The 22,343-nt window shown below is 73.5% G+C and carries 19 protein-coding genes; 9 read left to right on the forward strand and 10 right to left on the reverse strand.

Features of this window, described 5'->3' with window-relative positions:
- Positions 1–3 precede the first annotated feature (3 nt).
- From AMK25_RS18155 to AMK25_RS18165, 3 genes are read left to right on the forward strand one after another with little or no spacing between them, the layout of a single operon-like run.
- Positions 4–1,050: an ABC transporter permease gene (locus AMK25_RS18155; protein WP_073829546.1), complete on the forward strand. Its 1,047-nt coding sequence runs from the start codon at positions 4–6 to the stop codon at positions 1,048–1,050.
- Positions 1,047–2,054 carry an ABC transporter ATP-binding protein gene (locus AMK25_RS18160; protein ID WP_073829547.1) on the forward strand — a complete coding sequence of 336 codons (1,008 nt, stop codon included), beginning with the start codon at positions 1,047–1,049 and terminating at the stop codon, positions 2,052–2,054. The genes AMK25_RS18155 and AMK25_RS18160 overlap by 4 nt, the downstream gene beginning before the upstream one ends.
- A gap of 39 nt (positions 2,055–2,093) precedes the next feature.
- Positions 2,094–3,506 (forward strand): GH1 family beta-glucosidase, encoded by a 1,413-nt coding sequence (locus AMK25_RS18165; protein ID WP_073829548.1) that lies wholly within the window; start codon positions 2,094–2,096, stop codon positions 3,504–3,506.
- A 27-nt stretch (positions 3,507–3,533) separates the two neighbouring features.
- Here the strand turns inward: AMK25_RS18165 and AMK25_RS18170 are convergent, their stop codons facing one another.
- On the reverse strand, positions 3,534–4,778 hold the full coding sequence (locus tag AMK25_RS18170) for an ROK family transcriptional regulator (RefSeq protein WP_073829549.1): 1,245 nt from the start codon (positions 4,776–4,778) through the stop codon (positions 3,534–3,536).
- A gap of 144 nt (positions 4,779–4,922) precedes the next feature.
- On the opposite strand from AMK25_RS18170, the gene AMK25_RS18175 reads away from it, so the two are divergent.
- Positions 4,923–6,305 (forward strand): glycosyl hydrolase family 18 protein, encoded by a 1,383-nt coding sequence (locus AMK25_RS18175; RefSeq protein WP_073829550.1) that lies wholly within the window; start codon positions 4,923–4,925, stop codon positions 6,303–6,305.
- An 81-nt stretch (positions 6,306–6,386) separates the two neighbouring features.
- A complete protein-coding gene (sthA, locus tag AMK25_RS18180) occupies positions 6,387–7,790 on the forward strand; it encodes a Si-specific NAD(P)(+) transhydrogenase (RefSeq protein ID WP_073829551.1) in 1,404 nt (467 codons plus the stop codon).
- A 122-nt stretch (positions 7,791–7,912) separates the two neighbouring features.
- On the opposite strand, the gene AMK25_RS18185 is transcribed toward sthA, so the two are convergent.
- From AMK25_RS18185 to AMK25_RS18210, 6 genes are read right to left on the reverse strand one after another with little or no spacing between them, the layout of a single operon-like run.
- Positions 7,913–9,700, reverse strand: a complete 1,788-nt coding sequence (locus AMK25_RS18185) for a gamma-glutamyltransferase family protein (RefSeq protein WP_073829552.1) — start codon at positions 9,698–9,700, stop codon at positions 7,913–7,915.
- 11 nt (positions 9,701–9,711) lie between these two features.
- Positions 9,712–10,749 carry an ABC transporter ATP-binding protein gene (locus AMK25_RS18190; RefSeq protein WP_073829553.1) on the reverse strand — a complete coding sequence of 346 codons (1,038 nt, stop codon included), beginning with the start codon at positions 10,747–10,749 and terminating at the stop codon, positions 9,712–9,714.
- Positions 10,746–11,768, reverse strand: a complete 1,023-nt coding sequence (locus AMK25_RS18195) for an ABC transporter ATP-binding protein (protein ID WP_073829554.1) — start codon at positions 11,766–11,768, stop codon at positions 10,746–10,748. Before AMK25_RS18195 ends, AMK25_RS18190 begins: the two co-directional genes overlap by 4 nt.
- Positions 11,765–12,646, reverse strand: a complete 882-nt coding sequence (locus AMK25_RS18200; protein WP_073829555.1) for an ABC transporter permease — start codon at positions 12,644–12,646, stop codon at positions 11,765–11,767. Before AMK25_RS18200 ends, AMK25_RS18195 begins: the two co-directional genes overlap by 4 nt.
- Entirely contained in the window at positions 12,643–13,587 is a 945-nt protein-coding gene (locus AMK25_RS18205; protein ID WP_073829556.1) for an ABC transporter permease, read from the reverse strand. Before AMK25_RS18205 ends, AMK25_RS18200 begins: the two co-directional genes overlap by 4 nt.
- Complete coding sequence (locus tag AMK25_RS18210; RefSeq protein ID WP_073829557.1) at positions 13,587–15,125, reverse strand: ABC transporter substrate-binding protein; 1,539 nt, start codon at positions 15,123–15,125, stop codon at positions 13,587–13,589. Before AMK25_RS18210 ends, AMK25_RS18205 begins: the two co-directional genes overlap by 1 nt.
- Before the next feature lie 177 nt (positions 15,126–15,302).
- On the opposite strand from AMK25_RS18210, the gene AMK25_RS18215 reads away from it, so the two are divergent.
- Together AMK25_RS18215 and AMK25_RS18220 are read left to right on the forward strand one after the other, a co-directional pair.
- The gene (locus tag AMK25_RS18215; protein WP_073829558.1) at positions 15,303–16,931 is read left to right on the forward strand and encodes an isovaleryl-CoA dehydrogenase; all 1,629 of its coding nucleotides are present in this window, start codon (positions 15,303–15,305) and stop codon (positions 16,929–16,931) included.
- Positions 16,932–16,938: 7 nt separating this feature from the next.
- A complete protein-coding gene (locus AMK25_RS18220) occupies positions 16,939–17,763 on the forward strand; it encodes an MOSC domain-containing protein (RefSeq protein ID WP_073829559.1) in 825 nt (274 codons plus the stop codon).
- 9 nt (positions 17,764–17,772) lie between these two features.
- Here the strand turns inward: AMK25_RS18220 and AMK25_RS18225 are convergent, their stop codons facing one another.
- The gene (locus tag AMK25_RS18225) at positions 17,773–18,327 is read right to left on the reverse strand and encodes a GNAT family N-acetyltransferase (RefSeq protein ID WP_073829998.1); all 555 of its coding nucleotides are present in this window, start codon (positions 18,325–18,327) and stop codon (positions 17,773–17,775) included.
- 34 nt (positions 18,328–18,361) lie between these two features.
- Between AMK25_RS18225 and AMK25_RS18230 the strand changes: the two genes are divergently transcribed.
- Positions 18,362–19,573, forward strand: a complete 1,212-nt coding sequence (locus AMK25_RS18230) for a MalY/PatB family protein (protein WP_073829999.1) — start codon at positions 18,362–18,364, stop codon at positions 19,571–19,573.
- Between the two features lie 8 nt (positions 19,574–19,581).
- Here AMK25_RS18230 and AMK25_RS18235 read toward each other — a convergent pair whose 3' ends face one another.
- Positions 19,582–20,676: a winged helix DNA-binding domain-containing protein gene (locus tag AMK25_RS18235; RefSeq protein WP_073829560.1), complete on the reverse strand. Its 1,095-nt coding sequence runs from the start codon at positions 20,674–20,676 to the stop codon at positions 19,582–19,584.
- Positions 20,677–20,683: 7 nt separating this feature from the next.
- Complete coding sequence (locus AMK25_RS18240) at positions 20,684–21,262, reverse strand: DinB family protein (protein ID WP_073830001.1); 579 nt, start codon at positions 21,260–21,262, stop codon at positions 20,684–20,686.
- An 86-nt stretch (positions 21,263–21,348) separates the two neighbouring features.
- Here AMK25_RS18240 and AMK25_RS18245 point away from each other — a divergent pair, with 86 nt between their 5' ends.
- Positions 21,349–22,335, forward strand: a complete 987-nt coding sequence (locus AMK25_RS18245; RefSeq protein ID WP_073829561.1) for a helix-turn-helix transcriptional regulator — start codon at positions 21,349–21,351, stop codon at positions 22,333–22,335.
- The last annotated feature ends 8 nt before the right edge of the window (positions 22,336–22,343 follow it).

Genomic DNA, 22,343 nt, shown 5'->3' on the forward strand with positions numbered 1-22,343 from the left:
ACGATGACACTCTCCCCGTCCAGCATCGAGCAGGTCATCCCCGGCCAGGGGGCGATGGCGCAGCCATCGGCCCGGGCCCGCCGCCGCCGGTTCCGCTTCGTCGCCAACGGCAAGGCCGCGACCGGCCTGGCCGTCCTCGGGGTGTACGTGCTCCTGGCGGTGATCGGACCGTGGATCGCGCCGTACGACCCGGACGCGCGCAGCGCCGACGTGCTCCAGGCGCCCTCGGCCCGGCACTGGTTCGGCACCACCCACCTCGGGCAGGACATCCTCAGCCAGATCCTGGTCGGCGCACGCAGCGTGATGGTGGTGGGCCTGACCGCCGGCGTGCTCGCCACGATCCTGTCCATCCTGATCGGCGTGACCGCCGGCTACCTGGGTGGCGCTGCCGACGAGGGCCTGTCGGCGGTGTCGAACGTGTTCCTGGTGATCCCGGCGCTGCCGCTGATCATCATCGTCACGTCCCTCGTCGACCAGGCCAGCGACACGCTCGTGGCGCTCATCATCGGCCTCACGTCGTGGGCCTGGGGCGCGCGGGTGCTGCGCGCCCAGACGCTGTCGTTACGCCGCCGCGACTACGTCGAGGCCGCCCGGGCCACCGGCGAGCGGACCTGGCGGATCATCGGTTTCGAGATCCTGCCCAACCTGACCGCGATCATCGCCTCCGGCTTCGTCGGCACCGTCATCTTCGCGGTCATGTCGGAGATCACCCTGGCGTTCATCGGCGTCTCGTCGGTCTCGTCGTGGAACTGGGGCACGATCCTGTTCTGGGCGCAGGGACAGCAGGCCCTCGCGCAGGGCGCCTGGTGGTGGTTCGTGCCGGCCGGGCTGGCCATCGCGCTGCTCGGCACCGCGCTCGCGCTGATCAACTTCGGCATCGACGAGTTCGTCAGCCCCCGGCTGCGCACCGGCGGCCGGACCCGGATCCGCACCGCCGACGGGCGCACCGTCGCGATGCGCGTCGGGTTCACCCCGGTGCTCGCGTCGAACCCGGCACCGGTCCCGATGCAGCGGCCGGCGGACCCCACCCGAGAGGACGCGACCTCATGAGCGACCAGGTGCTGGAGATCCGCGGGCTGTGCGTCGACTACGGCGTCGGCGCGGACGCCGTGCGCGCGGTCCGCGACGTCGACCTGACGTTGCACCGCGGCGAGGTGCTCGGCCTCGCCGGGGAGAGCGGCAGCGGCAAGTCCACGCTCGCGTACGGGCTGACCCGGCTGCTTCCCCCGCCCGGCGTGGTCAGCGGCGGCCAGGTGATCTACCACCCGGCCGACGGCCCGCCTGTCGACGTGCTCACGCTCAGCCCGGCGAAGCTGCGCGAGTTCCGGTGGGCGGAGACGTCGATCGTGTTCCAGGGCGCGATGAACTCGCTCAACCCGGTGCACAAGGTCTCCACCCAGCTGCTCGACGTGATCCGGGCGCACGAGCCGAAGAGCACGGCGGCGAGCCGGCTGGCCCGGGCGAAGGACCTGCTGCGCCTGGTCGGCATCTCCGCCGACCGGCTGGACAGCTACCCGCACCAGCTCTCCGGCGGCATGCGGCAGCGCGTCATGATCGCGATGGCGCTGGCGCTGGAGCCGCAGCTGGTCATCATGGACGAGCCGACCACCGCGCTGGACGTGGTGATGCAGCGGCAGATCCTCGGTCAGCTCGCCGAGCTGCGCGAACGTCTCGGCTTCGCGGTGCTGTTCATCACCCACGACCTGTCGCTGCTGGTCGAGTTCTCCGACCGCATCGCGATCATGTACGGCGGCCGGATCGTCGAGGAGGCGCCCGCCGCCCGGCTGTACCGGGAGCCGCTGCACCCGTACACCGAGGGGTTGCTGCACTCGTTCCCGGCGCTGCACGGGCCGCGCCGCGAGCTGACCGGCATCCCCGGCTCCCCGCCGGACCTGCGCGCCATGCCGTCCGGGTGCGCGTTCCATCCCCGCTGCCCGAAGGCGTTCGACGGGTGCGACGAGCAGGTGCCGGTGCTCGGCGCGCCGTACGTCGACGACCCGGCGCGGGCCGTCGCGTGCCATCTGCACCCGGCCGTCGCGCCCCTGTCCCGCTGACCCGCCCGACACCACCACCCGCCAACCGCGAGGAGAAGCATGGACACCGACCTCACCCGCCCGTCGTCAGTCGCCGGTCCGGACCCGATCGACACGCTGCCGCCGACCTTCCGGTGGGGGGTGGCGACGTCGTCGTACCAGATCGAGGGCGCGGTGGCCTCCGACGGCCGCACGCCGTCCATCTGGGACACGTTCTGCCGGGTGCCCGGGGCGGTCGCCAACGGCGACCACGGCGACGTGGCGTGCGACCACTACCACCGGATGCCGCAGGACGTGGCGCTGATCGCGGACCTGGGGCTGGACACGTACCGGTTCTCGGTGGCCTGGCCGCGGGTGCAGCCGGGCGGGCGCGGCCCGGCGAACGTGGCCGGGCTGGCCTTCTACGACCGGCTGGTGGACGAGCTGCTCGGCCGCGACGTCGAGCCGTGGGTGACGCTGTACCACTGGGACCTGCCGCAGGAGCTGGAGGACGCGGGCGGCTGGCCGAACCGGGACACCGCGTACCGGTTCGCCGACTACGCCGAGCTGGTCTTCGCCGCGCTCGGCGACCGGGTCCGCACCTGGACCACGCTCAACGAGCCGTGGTGCTCGGCGATGCTCGGGTACGCCTACGGCGACCACGCCCCGGGCCGGCGGAACCTCGGCGACGGCATCGCCGCGGCCCACCACCTGCTGCTCGGGCACGGGCTGGCCACGCGGCGGCTGCGCGAGGCGGCCACGGCGCCGATCGAGCTGGGCCTCACGCTGAACCTGTCCACCGCCGACCCGGCCACCGACAGCACGGCCGACCGGGACGCGGCGCGGGCCGCCGACGGGCTGGGCAACCGGCTCTACCTCGACCCTGTGCTGCGCGGGGAGTACCCACAGGACGTGATCGCGGACCTGGCCGCCGAGGGCGTGCAGATCCCGGTGCGGGACGGCGACCTGGACGTCATCGCCACCCCGATCGACGTGCTGGGCGTGAACTTCTACTTCGGGCAGCTGCACTCCGGCGTGGACGAGCAGGGCCGAGACCGCGACGACGACGGCAAGCCGGTACGCCGGGTGGTGCGCCGCGACCTGCCACGTACCGCGATGGACTGGGAGATCGTGCCGGAGTCCTTCACCGAGCTGCTGGTGCGGCTGCACCGCGACTACCCGGGCACGCCCATGGTGATCACCGAGAACGGCGCCGCGTTCGACGACAAGCCGGACGCCGACGGGTTCGTGAACGACGACGACCGGGTCGGCTACCTCACCGAGCACCTGCGGGCGGTGGCCCGGGCCCGGCAGGCCGGGGCCGACGTGCGCGGCTACTTCGCCTGGTCGCTGCTGGACAACTTCGAGTGGGCGTACGGCTACGACAAGCGGTTCGGCATCGTCCGGGTCGACTACGACACGCAGCGCCGCGTCCCCAAGCGCAGCGCGCTGTGGTACCGGGACACCGTGCGGCGGGTACGCGGCCAGCGCTGACGCCGCGCGGCGTGGGGGCCGGGCCGGTCAGTGACGGCGGCCCGGCCGCCACGCCGGTGACGGACGGGTGGCCGGGTCGCGGGGCACGCCGCCGTCGCGCAGCAGCCGGGTCATCGGCAGGGTGGCCGCGCCCATCGCGACCGCGTCCGGGCCGAGCCGGCACAGCTCGATCGAGGTCTGCGCGTACGGCTGGCGCAGCGCGTGCCGCGCGGTGGCCTCGCGGATCGCGGGCAGGTGCCGCTCGCCCAGGGCCAGCCCGGCCCAGCCGCCGAGCACCACCCGCTCCGGGTTGAACAGGTTCACCAGGTTGGCCACCCCGGCGCCCAGGTAGCCGACCGTCTCGTCGATCACCTTCGCGGCGGCGCCGCTGGTGGAGCGCAGCAGCTCGCCGAAGGCGGTCTCCTCGTCCGCGCCCGGTGCCGGGCGGCCCCGGTTGGCCTGGCGGAACCGGTCCAGCACCGCCTCCGCGCCGACGTACGCCTCCAGGCAGCCGAGGTTGCCGCAGCGGCAGCGGCGGCCCCCGTACACGATGGTGGTGTGGCCCCACTCCCCGGCGCTGCTGTGCGCGCCGCGGTAGCCGACGCCGTCGGCGACCACGCTCGCGCCGACGCCGGAGCCGACCAGGGCGACCACCGCGTGCCGGACGCCCCGGCCGGCGCCGAACCACATCTCGGCCTGGCCGAGCGTCTTCGCGCCGTTGTCCACGTGCACCGGTACGCCGGTGCCGGCGCGCAGCATCGCGCCGAGCGGGACGCCGTCCCAGCCGAGCGTCTGGGCGTGCACCACGGCGTCGGCGGCGCGCTCGACGGTGCCGGCCACGGCGACGCCGAAGCCGAGCACCGCAGCCGGGTCGACGCCCGCCTGCTCGGTGACGGCGGCGAGGCCGTGCCGCAGGTGAGCGGCCACCCGCTCGGGGTCGGGACCGGCCGCGGCGATCGGGTACTCCGCCTTGGCCAGCGCGGTCATGCTCAGGTCGAACAACTCCACCTGGACGCGCGTCTCACCGACGTCGGCGCCGACCAGGTAGCCGTAGCCGGGGGCGACGCGCAGCAGCACGCGGGGACGGCCGCCGTCGGACTCGACCGAGCCGGCCTCCTCGACCAGGCCCTCGGCGATCATCTCGCCGACCAGGTTGCTGACGCTGGCCAGGCTGAGCGCTGTGGACTGGCCCAGCTCGTGGCGGCTGAGCGGGCCGTCCAGCCAGATCCGGGTCAGCAGGACCGACCGGTTGGCCCGGCGCATGTCGCGCACCGTGGTGCGTCTGGCGTCCACGTCGCCGCCGTCCCTTCCCGGCCGCCGACGGCGACCTGCGTTCGTCTGCGTTCACGCCGTGAACCAAGCGGTGACAGCGTACTGCGCATTTACATTTAACAAAGTTAACTGATAACCTCCGGCGCATCGATGAGGAGGTATGTCATGCGACTCGGACGTGGGATGACCGCACTGCTCGGTGGTGTCGCACTGCTCGCCGCCACCGCCGCCACCGCCGCCGCCCTGCCCGCCACCGCCGCCACCACGACCGGCGCCGTCGGCGCGCTCGTCGCCTGTGACGCGCCGGCCTGGGCCGAGGGCGTCACCTGGACCGCCGGCAGCCGCGCCACCTACGCCGGCCGGCTCTACCAGGCGCTCGTCACACACACCCCGCCGGCCGGCGCGGGCTGGAACCCGGCCGCCGTACCGGCGCTCTGGACCGACCTCGGCGCCTGCACCGGCGGCACGCCGTCGCCGAGCCCCACCACCCGGCCGCCCTCGCCCTCGCCGACGCCGTCCCCGACCGTCTCCCCCACCCGGACGCCCTCCCCCACGCCGACCGCGTCGTCCAGCCCGACCACGCCGGGCGGGGACACCTGCGCGCTGCGGTCCCGGCCGGCCGGCAAGGTGCTCCAGGGCTACTGGGAGAACTGGGACGGCGCCGCCAACGGCGTGCACCCCGGGCTCGGCTGGATCCCGATCACCGACTCGCGGATCACCGGACACGGCTACAACGTGGTCACCGCCGCGTTCCCGGTCATCCGCGCCGACGGCACGGTGCTCTGGGAGGACGGCATGGACGCCGGCGTCAAGGTGCCCACCCCGGCGCAGGTGTGCCAGGCCAAGGCCGCCGGACTCACAGTACTGCTGTCCATCGGCGGCGCCACCGCCGGCATCGACCTCAGCTCCAGCGCGGTCGCCGACCGGTTCGTCGCCACCGTCGTGCCGATCCTCAAGCGGCACAACTTCGACGGCATCGACATCGACATCGAGACCGGCCTGACCGGCAGCGGGAACATCAACCAGCTCTCCCCCTCCCAGGCCAACCTGATCCGCATCATCGACGGGGTGCTGGCCCAGATGCCGGCCGGCTTCGGGCTCACCATGGCGCCGGAGACCGCGTACGTCACCGGCGGCAGCGTCACCTACGGCTCGATCTGGGGCGCGTACCTGCCGATCATCAAGAAGTACGCCGACAACGGGCGGCTCTGGTGGCTGAACATGCAGTACTACAACGGCTCGATGTACGGCTGCGCCGGTGACTCGTACCCGGCCGGCACCGTCGCCGGTTTCGTCGCGCAGACCAACTGCCTCGACGCCGGCCTGGTCATCCAGGGCACCACCGTCCGCGTACCGCTGGACCGGCAGGTCCCCGGGCTGCCCGCGCAGGTCGGCGCCGGCGGCGGCTACATGAGCCCGGCGCTGGTGGCCCAGGCGTGGAACACCTACCAGGGCCGCCTGAAGGGCCTGATGACCTGGTCGGTGAACTGGGACGGGTCGAAGGGCTGGACGTTCGGCGACAACGTCCGCTCCCTGCAGGGCCGCTGACCCGGCAGGGCTCCGCGTTCCACCCCCGGCGCGGAGCCCTGCCGCTGGCGCTGGTTGCGAGACCCTGCGAGGCTGGCGCTCGTGTATGACTACGACCTGCTGGTGCTGGGCTCCGGACCGAGTGGACAGAAGGCGGCGATCGCCGCTGCCAAACTGGGCCGTCGCGTCGCCATCGTCGATCGCCGCGACATGCTCGGCGGAGTGTGCATCAACACCGGCACTGTGCCCTCCAAGACACTGCGTGAAGCCGTCCTCTACCTGACCGGGCTCAGCCAGCGCGATCTCTACGGCAGCAGCTACCGGGTCAAGGAGGACATCACCGTCGCGGACCTGGCCGCCCGCACCCAGCACGTGATCACCCGCCAGACCGACGTCATCCGCGACCAGCTGGCCCGCAACAAGGTCGCGCTGATCACCGGCACCGGGCGGTTCGCCGACGCCCACTCCGTCTGGGTGGACGCCGGCTCCGGCCGGGAGACCCGGATCAGCTTCGACAAGGCGGTCATCGCCGCCGGCACCCGCCCGGCCCGCCCGGACAGCGTCGACTTCGACGACCGGACCATCGTCGACTCCGACGGCGTCATCAACCTGCAGGCCGTCCCGCGCAGCATGGTCGTGGTCGGCGCCGGGGTGATCGGGATGGAATACGCCTCCCTGTTCGCCGCGCTCGGCACCAAGGTGACAGTGGTCGAGCGCCGCCCGCGGATGCTCGACTTCTGCGACGAGGAGATCGTCGAGTCGCTGAAGTACCACCTGCGGGACCTGTCGGTGACCTTCCGCTTCGGCGAGGAGGTGGCCGCCGTGGAGAAGCACCGAACCGCCGCGCTCTGCGTGCTGCGCAGCGGCAAGAAGATCGTCGCGGACACGGTGATGTACTCGGCCGGGCGGCAGGGACAGACCGACGACCTCGCGCTGGACGCGGCCGGGCTCACCGCCGACCACCGCGGCCGGATCACCGTCGACGCCAACTACCGCACCGCTGTCGACAACATCTACGCGGTCGGCGACGTGATCGGCTTCCCGGCGCTGGCGTCCACCTCGATGGAACAGGGCCGGCTGGCCGCCCAGCACGCCTGCGGCGAACCGGCCCGCGGCATGTCCGACCTGCAACCGATCGGCATCTACACCATTCCGGAGATCAGCTTCGTCGGGAAGTCCGAGGAGGAGCTGACCGAGGCGTCCACCCCGTTCGAGGTGGGCATCGCCCGCTACCGGGAGCTGGCCCGGGGCCAGATCGTCGGCGACTCGTACGGGATGCTGAAACTGCTCGTCTCACCCGAGGACGGTCGGCTGCTCGGCGTGCACGTGTTCGGCACCGGCGCCACCGAGATCGTCCATATCGGGCAGGCGGTGATGGGCTGCGGCGGCACCGTCGACTACCTGCTCGACGCGGTCTTCAACTACCCGACGCTGGCCGAGGCGTACAAGGTCGCAGCCCTCGACGCCGCCAACAAGATCCGCAACATAACCCGGATCAACGACTGACCCCGGCCGCCCCGCCCTCGCCTCGTTGATCTTGCACTTGCTGCCCCGAGAGCGCCCGTTATGACCGCTGTGCCCGGGCCGCAAGTGCAAGATCAACGAGGAAGGGAGGGGCGCGGGAGGGGTCAGCGGCCTACGGCGTAGCCCTGGGCGCCTCGGGGGTTTGCCGCCGCGGAGAGGACTCCGGTGCTCGGGTCACGGGTCACGGCGCACATGCGGCCGAGGCTCCACGGGTCGGACAGGCGGACTGTGTGGCCGCGGGCGCGCAGGCCGGACAGGACGTCCGGGTCGATCCGGTTCTCCAGCACCAGCACGCCGGGCTCGGCCTCGCGCGGGTAGAACGACGCCGGGAAGCTGGTGGTGTGCCACGTGGGGGCGTCGATGGCCTCCTGCAACTCCTGCCGGCCGGCCAGGTGCCGCAGCAGGAACAGCAGCTGCCACTGGTCCTGCTGGTCGCCGCCCGGCGTGCCGCACGCCATCACCGGTTCGCCGTCGCGTAGCACCAGCGTCGGGCTGAGCGTGGTACGCGGACGCCGGCCCGGCCGCAGCGTGGAGGCGAGCCCCTCCTCCAGCCAGCACATCTGCAACCGGCTGCCCAGCGGGAAGCCCAGTTCCGGGATGGTAGGTGAGCTCTGCAGCCAGCCGCCGCTGGGCGTGGCGGAGATGATGTTGCCCCACCGGTCCACCACGTCGACGTGGCAGGTGTCGCCGCGGGTCACGCCGTCGGCGCGTACCGTCGGTTCGCCGGTGCTCGGGTCCTGCGGAAGGGCCCGGCGGTCCACGTCGGCGCGCAGGTGCGACGGCAGCCGGGGCGGCTCACCCGCCGGGCTGCCGGGGCGCAACTCGGCCGACGCGCGGTCGCCGATCAGCGCGGCCCGCGAACGGGCGTACTCGGCCGACAGCAGCGCGGAACCCGGCACGTCGGTGTCGCCGTACCACGCCTCCCGGTCGGCGAACGCGAGCTTCAGCGACTCGGCCTGCGCGTGGATGCCGTCCAGACCGGACGGGTCGTAGACCGCCGGGTCGTCGAGCGCGTCCAGGACGGCCAGGGTCTGCAGCAGCACCGGGCCCTGGCCCCAGAAGCCGGTCTTGGCGATCGTGTGCCCGTGCCAGTCCAGCGTGACCGGCGCCTCCCAGGTGGCCGAGAACCCGGCCAGGTCGTCGCCGGTGACCAGCCCGGCGTGGGCGCGCCCGCTGGAGTCGCGGAACGGCAGCCGGCTGAACGCGTCGATCGCCTCGGCGACGAAACCCTCCCGCCAGGCGAGCCGGGCCGCCTCGATCTGCGCCTCCCGGTCCGTACCGGCGGCCCGTCCCGCGTCGACGAGGCGGCGCAGCGTGTCCGCGTACGCCGGGTTGGTGACCATCTCCCCCGGCGCGGGCGGACGGCCGTCACGCAGCCAGAGCTGCGCGGACGTCGGCCAGTGGTCGGTGAACAGCGACCGGACCCGCGCCACTGTCTGCCCGGCCGCGCCGACCAACGGGTGACCGGCGGCAGCGTAGCCGATCGCCGGTTCCAGCACCTCGGCGAGCGTGCGGGTGCCGTGGTCGCGCAACAGCAGCAGCCACGCGTCGACAGCGCCCGGCACCACGGCGGCGAGCGGGCCGGCGCCGGGCACGAGGTCCAGGCCGAGCGACCGGAAGTGCGCGACGGTGGCGGCGGCCGGGGCCGGGCCCTGGCCGCAGAGCACCCGCGGCGTCGGGTCGGTAGCGGTGGCGAGGATCGCCGGCACCTCGCCGGCCGGGCCGTTGAGGTGCGGCTCCACGACGTGCAGCACGAACCCGGCGGCGACGGCGGCGTCGAACGCGTTGCCGCCCCGCTCCAGCACGCCCATCGCGGACTGGCTGGCCAGCCAGTGCGTGGAGGAGACCATGCCGAACGTGCCGCGCAGCGTCGGCCGGGTGGTGAACGTCATCGGCGGTGAGCCTACGCGGTGCCGGCGACGTCGGCGCGGTCCGTCGCGCCGCCCTCCACCTCGCCGCCGCCGCGCTCGCCGTCGAGCGGGAACAGGCACGCGGCCTCGTGGCCCGGGCCCACCTCGGCCAGCGCCGGGTCGGTCTCGGCGCACGCGGGGCGGGCCTGCGGGCATCGGGTACGGAAGCGGCAGCCGCTCGGCGGGTCCACCGGGCTGGGGATGTCGCCGGTGAGCACGATGCGGCGGCGCTGCCGTTCGACCCGGGGGTCGGCCACCGGCACCGCCGACAGCAGCGCCGCCGTGTACGGGTGCGCCGGGCGCCGGTAGATCCGCTCCGGTGGGCCGGTCTCCACGATGCGGCCCAGGTACATCACCGCGATCCGGTCGCTCATGTGCTCGACGGCGGCCAGGTCGTGCGCGATGAACAGGTAGGTCAGCCCGAGGTCGCGTTGCAGGCGCCGCAGCAGGTTCATGATCTGCGCCTGGACGCTCAGGTCGAGCGAGGCGATCGGCTCGTCCAGCACGATCAGGTCCGGTTCGCCGGCCAGCGCCCGGGCCACGCCGACGCGCTGGCGCTGGCCGCCGGACAGCTCGTGCGGATGCCGGCCGGCGGTGTCGGCGCGCAGGCCGACCAGGTCCAGCAGTTCGGCCACCCGCTTGCGGCGGGCGGTTCCGGACGTGGCGAGCCGGTGCACGACAAGGGGTTCGGCGATGCTGTCGCCGACCGTGCGGCGCGGGTCCAGCGACGCCTGCGGGTCCTGGAAGACCATCGCCACGTGGCGGCGCGTCGCGCGCAGGCGGCGGCGGGACCAGCGGGTGACGTCCGCTCCGGCCACCCGGACCCGCCCGTTGCTCGGGTCGACCAGCCGCAGCAGCGCCAACCCGGCGGTGGACTTGCCGCTGCCCGACTCGCCGACCAGCCCGAGCGTCTCGCCCCGGCGTACGGCCAGGGAGACGCCGTCGACGGCGCGGACCGTTCCGGCCGGGGTCGGGAAGTGCACCGCGAGGTCGTCCAGCTCGGCGACCACGTCCGGGGTGTCGTCGCTCATCCGGTCTCTCCACGGTAGAAGGTACGGACCGTGTGCCCGTCGCCGACCGGCGTCAGCGGCGGCAGCTCGTGCTCGCAGCGGGGGTCGGCGCGTACCGGGCAGCGCGGCCAGAACGCGCACCCGGACGGCAGGTCCAGCGGGCTCGGCGGCGCGCCGGGGATGGCGACCAGGTCCTCGCCGCGCCGGGACGGATCGGGCCGGGCCGCCAGCAGCGCCCGGGTGTACGGGTGCGTGGGCGTGTCGAACACGGCGTCGACAGGGCCCTGCTCGACGATCCGTCCCCCGTACATGACCGCGACCGTGTCGGCGATGCCGGCGACCACGCCCAGGTCGTGGGTGACCCAGACGACAGCGGTGCCCAGGCGCGCCTGCAGGTCGGCGACCAGCTCGATGATCTGCGCCTGGGTGGTGACGTCCAGCGCGGTGGTCGGCTCGTCGGCGATCAGCAGGTCCGGCTCGCACGACAGCGCCATGGCGATGGCGACGCGCTGGCGCATGCCGCCGGAGAACTGGTGCGGGTACGCGTCGGCGCGCTGCGCGGCCGACGGGATGCCGACCAGCTCCAGCAGTTCCACCGCCCGGTCGCGGGCGGCGCGGCGGGTCAGCCCGAGGTGTTCCTCGGCCGCCTCGGTGACCTGCCGGCCCACCGGCAGCACCGGGTTGAGGGAGGTCATCGGATCCTGGAAGACGAACCCGACGTGCCGGCCGCGCAGCTTGCGGCGGCGGTCGTCGGGCAGCGCGGTCAGCTCGTGGTCGAGCAGCCGCACCCGGCCGGTGACGGTCGCGGCGCGCGGGGCCAGACCGGTGGCCGCGAGCAGGGTCATGCTCTTGCCGCTGCCCGACTCGCCGACCAGGGCGAACGTCTCCCCCTGCCGCACCTGCCAGGACACCCCGGCCACGGCGCGGGCCGGACCACGGCGGGTGCCGATCGTGACGGTGAGGTCGTCCACGGACAGCACCGTCGAGTCGGCCCTCGGCCGCTGGCGCTGGCTCGGCATGCGCTCGGTGCGCTCGCTCATGGGGTGCTCCGGCGGGCCTCGGCGAGGGTGAGCTGGCGCGGGTCGAGCACGTCCCGCAACGCGTCGCCGACCAGGTTGAACGCCAGCACGGTGAGGAAGATCGCCGCGCCCGGGAACACACCCAGCCACCAGGCGTCGGTGACGAAGCCGCGCCCGTCGAACAGCATCCGGCCCCAGGCCGGCGCGGGTGGCTGGATGCCGAGGCCGAGGAAGGACAACGCGGCCTCGGACAGGATCGCGAACGCCAGCGACAGCGACGTCTGCACGATCAGCGGCGCGGCGATGTTCGGCAGCACGTGCCGGCGCATGATGCGCAGGTCGGACGCGCCGATGGAGACGGCGGCCCGGACGAACACCTGCTCGCGTACCGACAGCACGCCGGCGCGGGTGATCCGGGCGAAGATGGGCGTGTAGACCACGCCGATGGCGACCATGGCGGTGAGCAGGCCGGGGCCGAGCACCGCCACGATGGCCACCGCCAGCAGCAGCACCGGGAACGCGAACAGCACGTCCATGCAGCGCATGAGCACGCTGTCCAGCCAGCCCCGGTAGTAGCCGGCGAACAGTCCGAGCGTCACCCCGGCGACCAGCGCGATGCCGACGCTGACCGCGCCGACCTGCAGTGACACGCGGGCGGCGACGAGCACCCGGCTGAGCACGTCGCGGCCCAGCTCGTCGGTGCCGAACCGGTGCGCGCCGCTGGGTGGGCGCAGCATCTGGTCCACGTCGACGTCGTTGACGCCGGCCGGGGCCAGCCACGGCCCGGCCACGCCCACCACGACCAGCAGCACGAGCACGATCGTGCCGCCGACGGCGAGCGGGTCGCGGCGCAGCGCGTCCAGGACGCGGCGTCCGGTGCTCTCGGTGGTGGCGCTCACCTGACCGTGATCCTCGGGTCGAGGCGGGCGTAGAGGATGTCCACCAGCAGGTTGACCAGCAGGAACAGGGCGGCGACAAGCAGCACCGCGCCCTGCAGGACGGGATAGTCGCGGGCCTGCACGGCGTCGAAGGTGAGCCGGCCGATGCCCGGCCACGCGAACAGCACCTCGATGACGATGACGCCGCCGAGCAGGGACGCCAGTTGCACGGCGACCACCGTCACCACCGGGATCAGCGCGTTGCGCAGCACGTGCCGCACGATCACCACCCGGTTGCGCAGCCCTTTCGCCTCCGCGGTGCGTACGTAGTCGGCGGAGAGCACCTCCAGCACGGAGGAGCGGATGAACCGGGTGAGGATGGAGGCGGTGACCAGGCCGACGGTGACCGCCGGCAGCGCCACGTGGGTGGCCCACCGGCCGGGGTCCTCGGTCAGCGCCACGTAGCCCGAGGGTGGCAGCCAGCCCAGCACCCCGGCGAACAGCAGGATGCCCATGATGCCCATCCAGAAGTCCGGCACCGAGACGCCGAACTGGCTGAACACGCGGGCGGCGTGGTCGACGGCGGACCCGCTGCGTACCGCCGCGACGATGCCCAGCGGGAACGCGACGAGCAGCGCGAACAGCACCGCGGTGACGGCAAGCGACAGCGTGGCGGGCAGCCGTTCCAGCACGATCTGGCTCACCGGCTGGCCGGTGCGGAAGCTGACCCCCAGGTCACCGGTGAGCGCGTGCCCGAGGTAGCTGGCGTACTGCACCGGTAGCGGCTGGTCGAGGCCGGCGCGTTCCCGCAACGCGTCGTACGTCTGCTGGTCGAACCGCGTGCCGAGCGCCACCCGGACCGGATCGCCCGGCACGAGTTGCAGCAGCAGGAACACCACAAGGGTCACGCCGACGAGCACGACCGCCGACTGGAGTGCCCGCCGCAGGACGAAGCGGGCCATCACTTGGCCAGGGCGACCGACCGGAACCGGATCGCCCGGTCGGTGCGCACCTCGTAGCCGGAGACCTTCTTCGACCAGCCCTGCACCACGTCCGGGTTGTAGAGGTAGAGGTAGCTGGCGTCGTCCACGATCTGCTTCGCGGCCTGCTCGTACGCCTGCTTGCGGGCGCCCTGTTCGGTCTGGGTGCGCGCGTCGTCCAGCAGCTTGTCCACCGCCGGGTTCTTGTACTTGTGGAAGTTGAACGTGCCGCCGCTGTGGTGCTGGGCGTAGTAGAACTCGTCCGGGTCGATGTTGCCGAGCCAGCCCAGCATGAACCCGTCGAAGTTGCCCTTGGCCTGCTCGTCGAGCCACTGGGCGAAGTCCAGCGTACGGATCTTCACGGTGATGCCGACGTCCTTGAGCTGGGCGGCGATGACCTGCGCGGCGCTCACCGTCTCCGGGTACTCGCTGGTGACCATCAGATCCATGGTCAGGTTGCCGACGCCGGCCTGGCCGAGCATCTGCTTGGCCTTGCCCGGGTCGTGGCTGTAGGGCGCGTAGTCGTAGTAGAACGCGCTGTCCTTCGGGATAGCTGTCTGGTTGACGGTGGCCAGGCCGAACTTCGCCGCCTTGGTGATCGCCTCCCGGTCCAGCGCGTACCCGATCGCGCGCCTCACCTCGGGGTTGTCGAACGGTTTGCGGGCCTCGTTGAGCGCCACGTACCAGTAGTCGGTGGAGGCCGCCGACTTCACCACCGGGTCGTCGCCGTCCTGCAGCGACTTGACCTGCTGCGGCGGCAGGTTGTCGGTCCACTGCACCTGGCCGCTGCGCAGGTTCTGCAGCGCCACGGTGGGGTCTTTGACGAAGGTGAAGGTGACGCCGTCGAGCTTCGGCTTCTCACCCCAGTAGGCGTCGTTGCGCACCAGCTTGATGCTGTCGCCGGAGGTGTAGCCGGCGACAGTGAACGGGCCGCTGCCCACCGGCGCGGTCTTCACCTTGCCGGACTCCACGTTGGACTTCTCGACGATCGCCACGCCCTTGAACCCGCCGAGGTTCGCCAGCAGGTTCGGCGTGGGCGCGCTGAGCGTCACCACCACCGTCGCGGGGTCGGGCCCGGTGACCGACTTGACGGTGGCGAACTTGTACGCGTTGTTCAGCTTCTCCTTGATGATCCGCTCGAAGGAGTAGACGACGTCCTCCGAGGTCAGCGGCGACCCGTCGGAGAACTTCACACCCTCGCGCAGGGTGAACGTCCAGGTCAGCTGGTCGTCACTGGTGGTCCACTTAGTCGCCAGCGAGGGCACCATCTTCAGGTCGGCGTCCGGCTCGACGAGCGTGTCGTAGACGTTCTCCAGCACCTGGAAGCTGTAGTAGGCAGACGTCTTGTGCGGGTCGAGCTGGTCGGGTTCGCCGCCGATCGCCGCGTTGAGGACTCCGCCGGCGCCACCGGCGTTCCCCCCGCCGCCGACGTCGACCGCCTCGCCGCCGGTGCATCCGGACAGGACGCCGATGGTGAGGATGAGTGCGGCGCCGAACGCACCGAGCTTGTTCCTGGACACAGGCCCCCCTTGCCACTTCCCGGACAAAAGAAAGTTTCGGCGAGTCTTCTCTCCGAGCTGGATGATGTCAAACGAATCCAGCCAAATTGACTTCCCGGCGGGTGCTTGCCGTGCGGAGTGAACGATGGTTCAATCCGGGCCCCGACCTGATCCGCCACCGCGCTGGGAGTTGCCGCCGTGACCACACACGATGTCGTCAACCAGGTCCCCCCGATGGTCGGCCACGACACCGCCGACGACCCCGCGCTACGCGACGGCGTGGCCCGCGAGGGCGCCGGCTGGGCGCTGCCCGGGCTGCACGAGCTGGGCCGGCTCGCCGGCAGCGAGGAGGCGGCCGAACACGGGCGGCTCGCCAACGAGCACCCGCCGGCGCTGCGCACCCACGACCGGTACGGCAACCGCATCGACGAGGTGGAGTTCCACCCGTCCTGGCACGAGCTGATGCGTACCGCTGTCGGGCACGGCCTGCACGCCGCGCCGTGGGCCGACGACCGGCCGGGCGCGCACGTGGCCCGGGCCGCCGGTTTCTACCTGTGGCGGCCCGACGCCGGGCACGGCTGCCCGATCTCGATGACGTACGCGGCGGTGCCCGCGCTGCGGCACAGCCCGGACCTGGCCGCCCGCTACGAGCCGCTGCTCACCACCCGGGAGTACGACTTCGGGCTGCGCCCGCCGCAGACCAAGCGCGGCCTGCTCGCCGGCATGTCGATGACCGAGAAGCAGGGCGGCTCTGACGTACGCGCCAACACCACCACGGCCCGGCCCGAGCCGGACGGCAGCTACCGGCTCGTCGGGCACAAGTGGTTCACCTCGGCGCCGATGTGCGACCTGTTCCTCACACTCGCCCAGGCGCCCGGCGGCCTCACCTGCTTCCTTGTCCCCCGCGTGCTGCCCGACGGCGAGCGCAACCCGATGCGGCTGATGCGGCTCAAGGACAAGCTCGGCAACCGCTCCAACGCCTCCGCCGAGGTCGAGTACGAGCACGCGGTGGCGTGGCGCGTCGGCGACGAGGGCCGGGGCGTGCGCACCATCATCGACATGGTCAACCTGACCCGGCTGGACTGCGTGATCGGCGCGGCGGCCGGGATGCGTCACGGCGTGACCACCGCCGTGCACCACGCCACCCATCGGCGGGCGTTCGGCAGCTACCTGGTCGACCAGCCGCTGATGCGCAACGTGCTGGCCGACCTGGCCGTGGAGTCCGAGGCCGCCACGCTGCTGATGGTCCGGCTGGCCGGCGCGACGGACCGGTCGGCGCGCGGTGACGACGGCGAGACCGCGTTCAAGCGCCTCGCTCTGGCCGTCGGCAAGTACTGGGTGTGCAAGCGCTGGCCGGGGCACGCCGCCGAGGCGCTGGAGTGCCTGGGCGGCAACGGTTACGTCGAGGAGTCCGGCATGCCGCGGCTGTTCCGCGAGTCGCCGCTGAACTCGATCTGGGAGGGCTCCGGCAACGTCGCCGCGCTGGACGTGCTGCGCGCGCTCACCCGGGAACCGCAGGTGCTCGCCGCGTACGAGGCGGAGGTGGCCGCCGCCGCCGGCGCGGACGCGCGCCTGGACGCCGCCGTACGCCGGGTGCGCGACGAACTGGCCGACCACACGGACCTGGAGCTGCGCGCCCGGCGGGTGGTGGAGCGGCTGGCGCTGGTGCTGCAGGGCGCGCTGCTGGTGCGCCACGGCCACCCGGCGGTCGCTGACGCGTTCTGCGCGTCCCGGCTCGACGGCGACCACGGCCAGGCGTACGGGACGCTGCCGGGCGGGCTGGACCTCGCAGCGATCATCGACCGCGCCACCCCGAAGATCGGCTGAGCGGGCGATGACGCGCCTGGTCTCGACCCACCTGTATCCGGTCAAGTCCCTCGGCGGCGTCGACGTCGACCGGGCCGTGGTCGAGCCGTGGGGGTTGCGTCACGACCGCCGCTGGGTGGTGCTGCGCCCCGACGGCGGCAAAGTGGGCTCGACCGCCCTGCCGGCACTGCTCGGCCTGACCGCCACGCCCGGTCCCGGATCGATCGCGCTCACCGCCCGCGACGGGTCGTCGCTGACAGTCGCCGAGCCGGTGGACGGGCCGCTCGTCCCGACGGACGTGTCCCGGCTGGACACGGTCCGGCTCGCCACCGACGAGGCGCACGACTGGCTCTCCGCGAGGCTGGGCCGTCCGGTGCGGCTGGGCTGGCTGGACGACCCGCGCCGCCGGCCGATGTCGGCCGAGCACGGCGGCCGGCCCGGTGATCCGCTCAACCTCTCCGACGCCGGGCCGCTGCTGGTCGCCACGGCGCCGTCGCTGAAGCGGCTGCGGGACTGGATCGTCGAGGGCGCGCTGGAACGCGGCGAGCCGGCGCCGGAGCCGCTGGCGATGGCCCGCTTCCGGCCGACTGTGGTGCTGGACGGGCCGTTCGAGCCGTTCGCCGAGGACGGCTGGACGCGGGTGCGGATCGGCGCCGTCGACTTCCGGGTCTCCGAACGCTGCGACCGCTGCTCGGTGACGCTCATCGACCCGGAGACGCTCGCCACCGGGAAGGAGCCGATCCGCACGCTGGCCCGGCACCGGCGCCAGGACGGCAAGACCTGGTTCGGCATCCGGCTGGTCCCGGTGACCACCGGCGAGATCCGGGTCGGCGACCCGGTCGCCGTCGCCTGATCCGGCGGCTCAGCGGCGACGCCACTCGTCGGCCAGGATCGCGTGGACGAGCTGGTCGGCCCAGCCGTCCCGGAACCGGTAGCTGCGCACGTGCCGCGCCTCCCGCCGCATCCCGAGCCGGGCCATCAGGCGCGCCGAGGGCTCGTTGTCCGCGTGGCAGCGGGCCATCACCCGGTGCAGCCCGAACTCGCCGAAACCCCAGTCCAGCAGCGCGCCGGCAGCCTCGGTGGCCAGCCCTCGGCCGCCGTGATCGGGGTGGAACACGTACCCCAGCTCGGCGGTGCGGTCGGTAGCGCTGCGCCACACCAGCTCGACAGCGCCGATGACCCGCGCGTCGCGCACCACGGCGAGCGTCAGGCAGTCGCCCTCCGCGCGCAGCGCGTCCTCCGCCGCCATCGCCGCGACCGACAACCGCGACTCGTCCCGGGTACGCGGCCAGGCTCCGAGCATCCAGCGGACCACGTCCGGGCGGCGCTGCCAGGCGTGCACGTCGTCCAGGTCACCTGGCGTGACCGGGCGCAGCAGCAGCCGGGGCGTGCGCAGCGGGTACGTCGGGTGGGCCACCGCGCGATGGTAGGCCGCGCCTAGTGTGGGCCGCATGGTCGTTTCCGCCGACGACGGCAACCCGCTAACCCAGCTCACGCTCGACCAGCTCCGGCGGCGCACCAGCGTGAAGTGGCGGCTGTACCCGCCGGACGTGCTGCCGCTGTGGGTGGCCGAGCAGGACGTGCCGCTGGCGCCGCCGGTCGCCGAGGCGCTGCGCCGGGCGGTCGAGCTGGGCGACACCGGCTACTCGTACGGCACCGCGTACGCCGAGGCGGTCGGCGGCTTCGCCGCGCAGCGGTGGGACTGGGCCGACTTCCCGGTCGGCCGGACCACGCTGGTGCCGGACGTCATGATGGGCACTGTCGAGGTGCTGCGCCTGGTCACCGGGCCGGGCGACGCGGTGGTGGTCACTCCCCCGGTCTACCCGCCGTTCTACGCGTTCGTCACCAACGCCGGGCGGCAGGTCCTCGAGGCGCCGCTCGGCGCGGACCTGCGGCTCGACCCGGCCGCGTTGGACGAGGCGTTCCGCCGGGCGCGGGCCGCCGGTGACCGGCCGGCGTTCCTGCTCTGCAACCCGCACAACCCGACCGGCGTGGTGCACCGCCCCGACGAGTTGGCCACCGTCGCCGAGCTGGCCGCCCGGCACGGCGTACGGGTGGTCTCCGACGAGATCCACTCGCCGCTGGCGCTGCCCGGCGCGCGGTTCACCCCGTACCTGACGGTGCCCGGCGCCCAGAACGCGTTCGCGCTGCTGTCGGCGTCCAAGGCGTGGAACCTCGCCGGGCTCAAGGCGGCGCTGGCGGTCGCCGGCCCGGACGCCGCCGACGACCTGGCCCGGATGCCGGAGGAGGTGAGCCACGGCCCCAGCCACTTCGGGGTGCTCGCGCACACCGCCGCGTTCCGGGCCGGCGGGCCGTGGCTGGACCGGCTGCTCGACGGCCTGGACGCCAACCGGGCGCTGCTCGGGTCGCTGCTGGCCGAGCACCTGCCCACGGTGTCGTGGCGGCCACCCGAGGGCACGTACCTGGCCTGGCTGGACTGCCGCGACCTCGGCGTGCCCACCGAGGCGTCCGGTGACGGACCGCCGATCGCCAGCGACCTGGCCGGACCGGCGCGGATGTTCCTCGACCGGGCCCGGGTGGCGCTCAGCTCCGGGCACGTCTTCGGCTCCGGCGGCGCCGGGTTCGTGCGGCTCAACTTCGCCACCTCCCCCGCCGTGCTCACCGAGGCGGTCTCCCGGATGGGCCGCGCGACGCGCGCCTGACGTGCGGCTCAGCCAGCGGCGACGCGTACCCCCTGGTTGTCGCCCTCGGACAGGAACGACGCCAGCGCGGCGCCCTCCTCGGCGGCCGCCGTGCGCTCGGCGCGGGTGAACGCGCGCAGCGGCGTGACCACCACGACGCCGCCGCCGCAGACCGTCCACGTGGCGGCCACCCGGCCGTCGACGAGCACGAACCGGGCCCCGGCCACGGAGAGGTTGCGGTGGGCGTCGTCGATGATCCGGCTGCGGTCGTGGTAGCCGAGCACGGCGTTGTCGAAGGCGGGCAGGAACCGTACCGGCGCGGGGGTGTCCGGGTCGGGTCGGGGCGCGCCGGGCAGGTCGAGCAGCGTGCGGCCGCGCGCGTCCCGGAAGGCCACCAGCTCGTCGCGGACCGCCGCCACGGCGGCGGGCAGCCCGGCGAGGCCGCACCAGGCGCGCAGGTCCGCCGACGCGGCGGGGCCGAAGGCGGCCAGGTAGCGCCGCACCAGCGCCCGCCCGGCCGGGTCGTCGCCGTCCGACCCAGGCGACTCGGGGTCGCGGCCCAGCCAGCCGGCCAGGGCGACGGTACGGACGCCGGCCGTGGTCCGCCACAGTCCGCGCGGCGGGGCCTGCACGGCCGGGACCAGCGCGAGCACGATCTCGCCGAGCGCCCGGCGGTCCGGGCCCGGCCAGCGCGCGGCGAGCACCGACACGATCTCCGCGTTGGTGCGGGGCTCGCCGTCGGCCAGGACCTCCCGGGCCGCCGCGGCGAGTTCGTCGAGGTCGACCCCGTCGAACTCGCCGCGGTAGACGCCCAGCACCCGCTGGCGCAGCATCGCGTCGTGGCGGGACCGCCAGGCCAGCACGTCGTCGGCCGCGAGCAGGTGCACGGTGCGGCGCATCAGGTGGGTACGCACCAGGCGGCGGCGCACCAGCAGGTCCGACAGGACCGCCGGGTCGAAGGCCCGCAGCCGCGACCAGAGCCCGACGTACGGCTCCTGCGGCTCCTGGGCCTGCAACCCGCACAGGTGCGCCACCGCGTCGGTCACCGGCAGGTCGGCGCGGTCGAGCAGCAGCTGCCGGGCAAGCGTCGCCCGGTTGAGCGCCCGCCGGTCGAGCACTGTCACGGCCCGCTCAGGTGGTGGTCTGGCCGTCGATGCTCTCGCGCAGGATGTCCGCGTGCCCGGCGTGCTGGGTGGTCTCGGCGATGACGTGGATCAGCACCCGCCGGACGCTGCGGACCGAGCCGGGCTCGTTCCACGGCGCGTCGGGCACCGGCCACGTCGCCGACAGGTCCTCGACACCGGCCACGACCTCCTCGGTACGCGCGGCGACGCGGGCGTACCGGTCCAGGATGGCCGGCAGCGTGTCCTCGGGCAGCATCTGGAAGTCCCGCCCCCGCTCGATCGCCCACTGCGGCAGCTCGCGGGCCTTGCCGGCCATGAAGTCCTCCCAGGTCACGCCCTCGGGCATGGCGAAGGACATCGCCGACGGGCCCTCGACCACGAACCGCAGCCACGCCTCCTCGGTGGACGCGACATGCTTGATCAGCCCGCCCAGGCAGAGCGCGCTGACGGTTGGCTTCTGCCCGGCCTGCTCGTCGGTGAGGCCGCGCACCGTGTTGATCAGCATGTTGCGCGCTTCGGCGAGTTCGGCCAGCAGGTCGGCCTGCTCGGCGTCCAGGGTGGTGGGGGTCGTGGTGGTGCCGGTCATCGTCATCGGTTCCTTCCGGTCCTGATCGGGTACGGGTCCACACTCGCAGGCATAGCGGTCAGGGTGTGTCCTCTTCTGCGGGCAGAATGCGTGTCGTGCCGACGACTTCCGCCCGACTGCTCTCGCTGCTGTCCCTGCTTCAGGCCCGCCGGGACTGGCCGGGCGCGCTGCTCGCCGAACGGTTACGGGTCAGCGCGCGTACGGTGCGGCGCGACGTCGACCGGCTGCGCGAGCTGGGCTACCCGATCGAGAGCACCAAAGGCCCGGACGGCGGCTACCGCCTGGGCGCCGGCTCGGCGCTGCCGCCGCTGCTCTTCGACGACGAGCAGGCGGTCGCGCTCACCGTGGCGTTGCAGACCGCCGCCACCGGCGTGACCGGCATCGAGGAGGCCGCCGCGCGGGCGCTGAACACGGTGCGGCAGGTGATGCCGCCCCGGCTGCGCCACCGGGTCGACGCGCTGCGGGTGATCGCCGTGGAACGGGCCGGCACGCCCGCCACGGCCCGCGTGGAGCCGGGACTGCTGATGACACTCAGCGCCGCCGTGCACGCCCGGGAGGAACTGCGCTTCGACTACGACTCGGTGTCGGCGTCCGCTCCCGACGCGCCGCCGCGCCGCGCACAGCCGCACCACCTGGTCACCTGGGGTGCGCGCTGGTATCTCGTGGCCTGGGACCTGGACCGCGCGGACTGGCGCACGTTCCGGGTCGACCGGATCAGCCCGCGTACGCCCACCGGTCCCCGGTTCACGCCGCGCGAGCTGCCCGGCGGGGACGTGGCCGCGTACGTCGCCGGCCGGTTCAAGGGCGCCACCGGGCCGGGTGACTGGCCCTGCCGGGGCGAGGTGATCCTCGACCTGCCCGCCCGGACCGTCTCCGCGTGGACCCGCGACGGGATCGTCGAGGAACTGGGCCCGGACCGCTGCCGGCTGGTGCTGGGCGGCTGGTCGTGGCCCGGGCTGGCCGCCGTGCTCGGCCGCTACGACGCCGACATCGAGGTGATCGGGCCGCCGGAGCTGCGCGAGGCGTTCGCCCGCCTGGCCCGCCGCTACGCCGCCGCCGCAGGCACGGGCTGACCCGCTGC

Origin of the sequence: Micromonospora sp. TSRI0369, assembly GCF_001905625.1 — a bacterium.
GTDB classification, from domain to species: domain Bacteria; phylum Actinomycetota; class Actinomycetes; order Mycobacteriales; family Micromonosporaceae; genus Micromonospora; species Micromonospora echinospora_A.

Bases quoted from the DNA above. Each gene is read 5' to 3' on its own strand.
- AMK25_RS18155 (WP_073829546.1), top strand. From the start codon at position 4: ATGACACTCTCCCCGTCCAGCATCGAGCAGGTCATCCCCGGCCAGGGG.
- AMK25_RS18160 (WP_073829547.1), top strand. From the start codon at position 1,047: ATGAGCGACCAGGTGCTGGAGATCCGCGGGCTGTGCGTCGACTACGGC.
- AMK25_RS18165 (WP_073829548.1), top strand. From the start codon at position 2,094: ATGGACACCGACCTCACCCGCCCGTCGTCAGTCGCCGGTCCGGACCCG.
- AMK25_RS18175 (WP_073829550.1), top strand. From the start codon at position 4,923: ATGCGACTCGGACGTGGGATGACCGCACTGCTCGGTGGTGTCGCACTG.
- AMK25_RS18185 (WP_073829552.1), bottom strand. From the start codon at position 9,700: ATGACGTTCACCACCCGGCCGACGCTGCGCGGCACGTTCGGCATGGTC.
- AMK25_RS18190 (WP_073829553.1), bottom strand. From the start codon at position 10,749: ATGAGCGACGACACCCCGGACGTGGTCGCCGAGCTGGACGACCTCGCG.
- AMK25_RS18195 (WP_073829554.1), bottom strand. From the start codon at position 11,768: ATGAGCGAGCGCACCGAGCGCATGCCGAGCCAGCGCCAGCGGCCGAGG.
- AMK25_RS18205 (WP_073829556.1), bottom strand. From the start codon at position 13,587: ATGGCCCGCTTCGTCCTGCGGCGGGCACTCCAGTCGGCGGTCGTGCTC.
- AMK25_RS18220 (WP_073829559.1), top strand. From the start codon at position 16,939: ATGACGCGCCTGGTCTCGACCCACCTGTATCCGGTCAAGTCCCTCGGC.
- AMK25_RS18230 (WP_073829999.1), top strand. From the start codon at position 18,362: ATGGTCGTTTCCGCCGACGACGGCAACCCGCTAACCCAGCTCACGCTC.
- AMK25_RS18240 (WP_073830001.1), bottom strand. From the start codon at position 21,262: ATGACCGGCACCACCACGACCCCCACCACCCTGGACGCCGAGCAGGCC.
- AMK25_RS18245 (WP_073829561.1), top strand. From the start codon at position 21,349: ATGCGTGTCGTGCCGACGACTTCCGCCCGACTGCTCTCGCTGCTGTCC.